This window comes from Vibrio sp. 1401 (assembly GCF_033340295.1).
In genome coordinates this window covers 1-801 of the sequence record NZ_JAWOWF010000251.1, presented here as the reverse complement: position 1 = coordinate 801, position 801 = coordinate 1, and the positions used below count along the sequence as shown (strand labels likewise).

At 42.9% G+C, this 801-nt stretch carries 1 protein-coding gene; it reads right to left on the bottom strand.

Annotation, left to right across the window (positions count from 1 at the left end; all coding sequences use genetic code 11):
- A partial coding sequence (locus R7Z77_RS24905; RefSeq protein WP_411913207.1) for a TonB-dependent receptor domain-containing protein occupies window positions 1-801 on the bottom strand: 801 nt, incomplete at both ends.

Here is an 801-nt window from a genome sequence, read left to right as displayed (position 1 = left end):
AGAACCTAAGCGGCCTGTAAATGCAGAATCAGAGAACTTTTTGTAGTCGCTAGCCGCGTTACCACTTGGGTTACTGCCTGTATCGCCTGGATCGGTTTCAAATGCATCCCACCGTACGCCCGGAGTAATCGTAAAGTTACCTACCGTAATCTCGTCTTGTAAAAAGAGCCCATAACGACGCTCGCTCGCAGAAGGAATATAGAAAATTTCTTTGTTCGCGCTTGCACTGTTGTACTCCTTGTTGACGTTCTTAATGTCTTTATCACTAAAGGATGCACCGTACACAAAGTAATGCTCTGTACTACCAAGCGAGAGATATTTGTCAAACTGTGAGTCAAACTGGTAGCCTTCATCCTCGTAGATGTAGTCTTTACGTTGGATATTCTGGCCTTTTACACGATCAGTAATGCCGTTTTCTTCTTTGCTAAGCCAGTCTAGTTGCCAGGTAAGGGAGTCCGCTAGGGCCGTTTGCATCTCCCAAATATGTTTTATACCAACTTGATATTGCTCTGTTACATCTTCACTTGTTGCATTCGTATAACCGTTGTAAGACTGCTTTCCGTTGCCTTTGTTGCGAATATAATTCCCATTGAATTCAACACGATGTGCATCATTGACTTGGTACTGAAGTTTAACTAGTAAGTTGTTCGCTTCAGTACTTGCATCTGCTAGATCTCCAAAGTTATCCAGTTCATTGCCGTCGCGACGCGTATAGGCAACTAAAGATTCCAAATCGCCCGTTTTGTTTGCAAGTGCAACAGATTCACTGAATGTATTGTCTTCAGAAGAGTAGTTGAACTT